This window comes from Streptomyces sp. NPDC059567 (assembly GCF_042735655.1).
Taxonomy (GTDB): Bacteria; Actinomycetota; Actinomycetes; order Streptomycetales; family Streptomycetaceae; genus Streptomyces.
Genome location: NZ_JBHWBS010000064.1, coordinates 35,634 through 43,103, shown reverse-complemented (window position 1 = coordinate 43,103; position 7,470 = coordinate 35,634). Strand labels below are relative to the sequence as shown.

Here is a 7,470-nt window from a genome sequence, read left to right as displayed (position 1 = left end):
CTCCCGTGCCCGAAGGGCTACGGGGGACGTTGGCGACCGACGACAACGCGGCTGGGGGTACCCCCTGCTCGGAGAGCTTGGGGGAGCGGTGCCAGGCGTCGCGAGCCCGGCCTGATCGACAAGACACCCCCCTAGGGCTGCGTGGACGTCTTGGAGTCCTGCGGCGGTACGTCGGAGTCCTCGGCGGTCGCCAGGTAGCCGCCGGCCCCCACGGCGCCCAGGAGCACGACCGCCGCGATCGAGAGGGTGATGCGGCGCTTGCGGACCGCCTCGGCCTTGTGGCGGGCCGAGCCGGGTCTCCTGGCGCCGGCCGGGCGGGGGGCCCGGGCGGTGCCAAGGGGACCGCCGGCCAGCTCGTCGGGGGCGGGGACGCGCATGGAGGTGTGGGTGTCCCGGTTGGAGTCGGGCGAGGCGCCGGGGACCAGCGGGACGGCGGCCCGGCGCGGCACGCCGTCACCCGAAGCCGGGCCGGAGCCGTGCCCGGAGCCCGCGCCCTGGCCGGAACGGGTGGCGTAGGACTCGTCCTCGTACCCCTCCGTCGTCTGTTCGGCGTCGTCCGGCTCGTCGACGTCCAGCGGCGGCAGCCCGGCGAGGAGGGGCAGGCACTCCCGCAGCCTGCTGGCCAGCTCCGAGGCGCGCAGCCGCGAGGCCGGGGCCTTGGCCAGGCACTGGACGATCAGCTGCCACAGCTCCTCGGGGATGCCGGGCAGCGGGACGACCGTCTCGGTGACGTGGCGACGCAGTACGGCGCCCGGGTGGCCGCCGCCGAAGGGCGTGAAGCCGGCCAGGAGCTCGTACAGGACGGTCGCGAGGGCGTAGATGTCGACGGCCGCGCGCGGCGGCAGCCCCTCGACGATCTCGGGGGCCAGGTAGTCCGGCGTGCCGATGATCCGGGTGGCCTTGGTGCGGCCCGGGGTGTCGATGAGCTTGGCGACACCGAAGTCGGTGAGGAGCGCCGGGTGGGCCCCGCCGGGGCCGAGCGGGCCCTCCATGTCGAGCAGGATGTTCTCCGGCTTGACGTCGCGGTGGACGACTCCGGCGGCGTGCGCGGCGGCGAGCCCGTCGGCGACGTCGGCGATGATCGCGACGGCCGCCTCGGGGGCGAGCCTGCGCTCCCGGTCGAGGCGGGTGCGCAGGTCGGTGCCGCGGACCAGATCCATGACGAGTGCGAGGTCGTTGCCGTCGACGACGAGGTCGCGGACGGCGACCACCCGGGGGTGGTCGAGACCGAGCAGGGCGGTGCGCTCCTGGACGAAGCGTCCGACGAGCTCCTGGTCCGAGGCCAGGTCCTCGCGCAGCAGCTTGATGGCGACGGGGCCCTCGGGGCCCTCGCCGAGCCACACCGTGCCGGCGCTGCCCCGACCGAGGATCTGGTGGGCCGTGTAGCGGCTGCCGATATTCCGTGCCAAGACTGCTCCCTCAGCGGCTGGCGGTCGCGACAAAGTTACGCGTCCACAGCCGCTGGTCGTCACTTCCGAGGGGAAATCACCCCTCGGAAGTCGATAAATCGGCAGTACTACTGCCCCGTACCGCCGGTAGTAGTACCACTCTCCGTGCCGCCGAGCTCGGAGACCCACGTCGAAACGGACGAGATCATGTCGCCGATGGCCTCCCAGTAGCCCTTGCCCTGGGCCACCCAGTCCTGGAGCGGGGTCAGCTCCCAGATGAGCCAGCCCGCGACGACGAAGAGCACGATCGTGAAGAGGCAGCCCTTCAGGCAGCCAAGACCCGGGATCCGCATGGGGTTGGAGCTGCGCTGACGCGGCGGGCGCGGCTCGCGCGGGGCCGGAGGCTGGGACTGGGGCGGCGGCTGCGGGGGCGCGTACTGCTGCTGGGGCGGCGGCGCGTACTGCTGCTGCTGCGGCTGCGGGGCGTACTGCTGGCGCTGCGGGGGCCGCGGCGGCTGCTGCTGGTACTGCTGCGGCTGCTGCTGGTACGGCTGCGGCGGCTGCTGTCCGTACGGCCGCTGATCCTGCGGCTGGTGCTGCGGCGGCTGGGGCTGGCGCTGCGGACGGCGGCGCAGGGGGTCCTGGCTCGGGTCCAGGTACTGCACCTGCGTCTGCTCGTTGCGGTCGCGGGCCGCGCGCAGCTGGTTCTGCCAGGGGTGCGGGTCCTCGCCGCCGCCCTGCGGAGGCTGCGGTGGTACGGGAGGCATGACCGCGGTCGGGTCGGCGCCGCCCGCCGGGCCGCTGGTCTGCATGACGCTGGTCGCGGCGGCGGGGTCGAAGCGGTCGCCCGCCCCGCTGGGCAGGACCTGGGTCGGGTCGGCCGCGCCCGGGGTCTCCGGGACCGGCGCCGGCGCAGGGTCGGGGGCGAGGAGCGCACCGACACCGTCGGCCGCCTCGATCTGGGCGGGCGTGGAGTGCACGCCGATGCCGGCGGCGACCGCGCGCAGTCCGCGGGCCAGGTTCACGGCGCTGGGCCGGTGGTCCGGGTTCTTGCTGAGGCAGCGCTCTATGACCGTCCACAGCGGGCCGGGCACGGTCGAGGGACGGCGCGGCTCCTCGCTGAGGTGGCGGTGCAGGACCTCCAGGGCCGAGCCGCCGGCGAACGGGGGACGGCCGGTGACCAGCTCGTAGAGCAGGATGCCCGCGCCGTAGATGTCGACGGCGGAGGTCTGGGGGCGGCCTTCGGCGGACTCCGGCGCGACGTACGCGGGCGTGCCGACGAATTCGTGGGTACGGGTCAGGCCCGGGGAGTCCGCGAGGCGCGCGATGCCGAAGTCCGTCAGCATCGGGTGCATCTGGCCGCCCTGCTCGGCGAGGAGCACGTTGGCGGGCTTGAGGTCTCGGTGGACGACGCCGTCGGCGTGGCTCGCGGCGAGCGCGTCGGCGATCTGCGCGGTGAGCAGAGCGGCGGCGACCGGGGTGAGCGGGCCGTTGTCCCGGATGTAGCGGTGCAGGTCCGGGCCCTCGACGAGGTCCATGACCAGGGCGAGCACATCGCCCTCGACGACCAGGTCGCGGGTGCGCACGATGTTCGGGTGGGTGAGCCGCAGGAGCACGGACCGCTCGCGCAGGAAGCGCATCACGATGTCCGCGTCGTTGGCCAGCTCCTCCTTGAGGACCTTGATCGCCACGGTCTCGCCGGGCTGGCCCTGAACGGCCGCCTCGGCGCCCGCCGCCTCTCGCTGGCGGGCTCGCCAGACGGTGCCCGTGGCGCCGCGTCCGAGCGGCTCCTCGAGCAGGTACTTGCTGCCGATTGGCCGCACGTCACGCGCTCCCTGCTGATCGTGGTCCTGGGGCCCCGGGGTCCCTGTCATCCGTTCTGACATCTGTTGTGACCCGTCCGGGTGTCCGACCCACTTTAGTGCCGCCGAACGTGTCGACGGTCGACCGCGAGGCGGCTGATTCCGGGTGGCGACTTGTCCGAAAACAAGACGCGTTTGTCCCACCCGTGGTTGCCGCGGCCGTCGGAAGGCGTACCCAACCAGGCACTTTTACGTCCACAGCCGACCATTCAAGATCACTTGGAGGCGACCCGCGGGCGGGTTGTCGGTGGCAGGTGCGAGGATGCACACAGCACGTCGCATCGAGGGGTCGGGAGCCCCCGCGCCGTGCCGACCTGTACCGGACGACGCGTCCGTGCCGGGTGGGGGGAGACACAGGGCGTTCCCCTGCCGGGCATCACGCGGAAGGGACCGCTGACGGCGATGCAGATCCGGCTGACCGTCCTCGCGCCGCACCCCGGCCACGGCGCGGGGCGCGCGTGCGACGTCCTCGTCACGGCCCCGGCCGGCACGGCACTCGCCGCCGTGGCCTCCGGTCTGGCCGCGGCCGTCTCCGGCCCGGACACCTCCACCTCGGGCACGACCGTGCTCTACGCGGGCGGCGAGCGGCTCGACGCCCGGCGCTGCGCGCTCGGCGAACCCCCGCTCGTCGACGGCGCGGTCCTCACCCTCCAGGTCCCCAGCGAGGACGACCGCCTCGGCGAGGGCGCCGCGGCCCGGCTCCACGTGGTCGCGGGGCCGGACGCGGGCGGGGTGCATCTGCTGCACGGCGGCCCGATCAGGATCGGGCGCTCCCTGGACGCGGACGTCCCGCTCGACGACCCTGACGTCTCCCGGGTGCACTGCACGGTGACCGTCGGGGGCGACGGCCGGGTGACGGTCGCCGACCTCGGCTCCACGAACGGCACGACGCTGGACGGCACGGCCGTCGGCGACCGCCCCGTCCGCCTGCTGCCCGGTGCGCTGCTGCGCCTCGGCGAGTCCGCCCTCCGGCTGACGGGCCCGGACGGCTGCGATACGGACTGTCTGCCGACGACCCCGGACGGCGAGGGACACCTGCGGGTGGACCCGTACGGGACGGGTGCGGAGTCGGTCACGGGGAGCGGCGGGGCGCTCGGCGGCTCCGGGCTGCCCGGCGCGGGCCAGGAGGGCGGCTCGTACGGGCATGCGCAGGGGCGTGACGCCTGGCCGTACGGCGGCTCCGCGTCCCAGGACGCGACCCACGGCGGCGCCCCTCCCTCCGCGCCCTCCCCGACCCACGCCCGCGCCGAGGAGCCCGGGGAGGGTGAGGGCTCGGGCGAGGGGCACAGCAGGACCCGGCAGACCCCTCGCCAGGCGCCGCCCACGCGCGGCAAGCGCGGCATCGGGGCCTGGGCCCGACGGTTCACCGGCCCCCGCGAGGACCTGCCGGTCCCCGGGGCCGAGGCCGGCACGAAGGACGGGACCCCGTCCGGGACCGACCGGGCCGCCGGTCACCCGCAGGCCGCCGAGACCTGGCCCGACCCGGCCGCCGTGCTGCTCACCGCGCTCGGCCCCGGCCCGCGGCTCTGGGAGCGGGGCCCGGACCATCCGGAGTCCCTTGTCGTCCGGCTCGGCACGACCGACCGGGCCGAGCTGTCCGGGGTGCCCGTCACCGTCGGACTCCGCGAAGCCGGATCGCTCGGGCTCGCGGGCCCCGGCAAGCGGCTGGCCGGGCTCGCCCGCTCCGTGGTGGCCCAGCTCGCCGCCCTGCACTCCCCGTCCGACCTGGAGATCGTGCTGATCAGCGCGGACCGGAGCCGCCCCTTGGAGGAGCGGCGCCGCGCCTGGGGCTGGCTCGGCTGGCTCCCGCATCTGCGTCCGGCACACGGCCAGGACTGCCGGCTCCTCCTCGCGTACGACCGGGATCAGGCCCATGCCCGTACGTCCGAGCTCACCCGCAGGCTGGACGACGGGCCCCTCGGGCCGGGCTGGCCGAGCGCCGACCGGGCGGCCGTCGCCGAGGCCGCGGCCCGTTACGAAGGTCCGGCCACGGTCGTGATCGTGGACGGCGACCCCGGTTCGGCGGCGCTGCGCGAGACCACCGCGCGGCTCGCCGGGGCCGGGGCGGCGGCGGGGATCCATCTGCTCTGCCTGGCCGAGGCGCCGGCCGCCTCGCCGGTCTCCCCGGTCGCCGCGACGTACGAGACCGCCTGCGCGGCCTCGCTCGCCTTCCGCGAGTGCGGGGCCGTGGCGCTGCTGAGCGGCGATGTGGCGACGGCACTGCGGCTGCTGCGTACGGCGGGAGGCCGGGCCGCGGGGCACGGCACCGTCGGCGTGGTGGACGCGGTCTCGGTCGCCTGGGCCGAGCGCTTCGGGCGGGCGGTGGCTCCGCTGCGCACCGACGCACCCGCCGCATCCGGGCGGACGGCCGCGGCCGCGCTGCCCCGGTCCGCCCGGCTGCTCGACGAGCTCGGTCTCGCCCGGGCCACGCCCGCCTCGCTGATGGCCCGCTGGGCCGCCGCCGGGGAGGGGACGGCCGTCCTGGGCGCCGGGCCGCGCGGGCCGGTGTCGGTGGACCTGACCGAGGAAGGCCCGCACCTGCTGATCGAGGGGCCCGCGGGCAGCGGACGCACGGAGCTGCTGCGCTCGATCGCCGCCTCGCTGGCGGCGGGCGGGCGGCCCGACCGGCTGGGTCTGCTGCTTGTCGACGGCGCGGGGGGCGAGCGCGGCGAGGGTCTGGCGGCGTGTACGGAGCTGCCGCACGTCACCGAGCACCTGGTCGCCTCCGACCCGGTCCGGATGCGGGAGTTCGCCCAGGCACTGGGCGCCGAGCTGAAGCGCCGCGCGGAGATCCTGGGCGACGGTCATTTCTCCGACCGCCGGACCCCGGGCCGCCTGATCGGCCAGCGGGCCCCGAGCGCGGCGGAATCGGTGGCCCCGGGCGCCCGTGCCACGGCCCGCGTGGAGGACGCCCCGAGCGGCCGCACCCTCCGCACAGGAGAAGGCACGGTAGGCGCCCGCCCCCACGCGGGCGCGGACGACCTGACGTACCACCCCAGCGGACGCACCACCCGCACCGGCGACGGCACGCTCGGCGACCGCCGAAGCGGCCGGACGGCCCGCAGCGGTGACCACCCCGGCGTGCCCGACCCGCGCACCGGTGGCGACGACCTCGGTGATCGCCCGAGCGGCAGGCTGCCGCGCCGCGCCGACGGCGACATCGCCGACCGCCCGAGCGGACGGGTCCCCCGGCCCGGCGCCGAGGACCTGACGTACCGACCCGGCGGCCGAACGGCCCACCCGGGCGGAGACGACCTCCAGGCCCGCCCCAGCGGCCGCACGGCGCGCTCGGGCGCCGACGACCTCACGTACCACCCCAGCGGACGCACCAACCGCACCGGCGACGGCACGCTCGGCGACCAGCCCAGCGGCCGGAGCGCCCGCCCAGGCGCGGACGACCTCCAGGCCCGCCCCAGCGGCCGCGCGGCCGACGGCGCGCTCGGTGACCAGCCCAGCGGCCGGAGCGCCCGACCCGCCGACGCCGACCTCGTGGACAGGGCGTCCGCCCGTGTTCCCCGGCCCGGTGGGGAGCCCGATCCGTACGGCGAAGCGGCCCCGCGTGTGCGGGCCGAGGCCGTCGGCGCCACCCCGCTTCCCCGTCTCGTCGTGCTCGTCGACGACTTCGACGCACTCGTCGCGCCCGCGCTCGGGTCGCCCGGCCGGCCTGCCGCCGGGTCCGTCGTGCGGGCGCTCGAAGCCGTGGCGCGGTCCGGGGAGCGGCTCGGGGTGCATCTGGTCGCGACCTCGGCGCGCCCGGACCGTACGGCGGACACGGAGCTGGCCCACGGCGCCCGGCTGCGGGTCGTGCTCGACCCGGCCCCCGTCGCCGCCGGTCCCGACGAGCCCGCACCCGGCAGGGGGCGGCTCGGGCATCCGGATGGCCGAGTGACCCCGTTCCAGTCCGGGCGGGTCACCGGCCGCATCCCGCGCACGGCCACCCTCCGGCCGACCGTCGTCCCGCTGGAGTGGGAGCGGATGGGCGACCCGCCCACTCGCCGACCGGTCCGTGAGCTGGGCAACGGCCCCACGGATCTGGCGCTCCTCGCGAGTGCGCTCGACCGCGCCGCCCGCTCCGTCGACGCCTCGCCCGTACCACCGCTCACGCCCGCGACGCGCGCCTGACAAGACGTCACGAGCCCATCACGATCCCCTGATTGACGCGGAAGGCGGTATTGCGGGCCCCGAGCCCCCGGCGTAGACCTGAGCGAACGGGACGAGCA

The 7,470-nt window shown here is 76.3% G+C and carries 3 protein-coding genes; 1 reads left to right on the top strand and 2 read right to left on the bottom strand.

Annotation, left to right across the window (positions count from 1 at the left end; genetic code table 11):
* Positions 1-131: 131 nt before the first annotated feature.
* Positions 132-1,409 (bottom strand): serine/threonine-protein kinase, encoded by a 1,278-nt coding sequence (locus ACFVZW_RS25020; protein ID WP_384525226.1) that lies wholly within the window; start codon positions 1,407-1,409, stop codon positions 132-134.
* 107 nt (positions 1,410-1,516) lie between these two features.
* A complete protein-coding gene (locus ACFVZW_RS25015; RefSeq protein WP_384525223.1) occupies positions 1,517-3,211 on the bottom strand; it encodes a serine/threonine-protein kinase in 1,695 nt (564 codons plus the stop codon).
* A gap of 441 nt (positions 3,212-3,652) precedes the next feature.
* On the opposite strand from ACFVZW_RS25015, the gene ACFVZW_RS25010 reads away from it, so the two are divergent.
* The gene (locus ACFVZW_RS25010; RefSeq protein ID WP_384525220.1) at positions 3,653-7,372 is read left to right on the top strand and encodes an FHA domain-containing protein; all 3,720 of its coding nucleotides are present in this window, start codon (positions 3,653-3,655) and stop codon (positions 7,370-7,372) included.
* Positions 7,373-7,470: the final 98 nt, after the last annotated feature.

Bases quoted from the DNA above. Each gene is read 5' to 3' on its own strand.
- ACFVZW_RS25010 (WP_384525220.1), top strand. From the start codon at position 3,653: ATGCAGATCCGGCTGACCGTCCTCGCGCCGCACCCCGGCCACGGCGCG.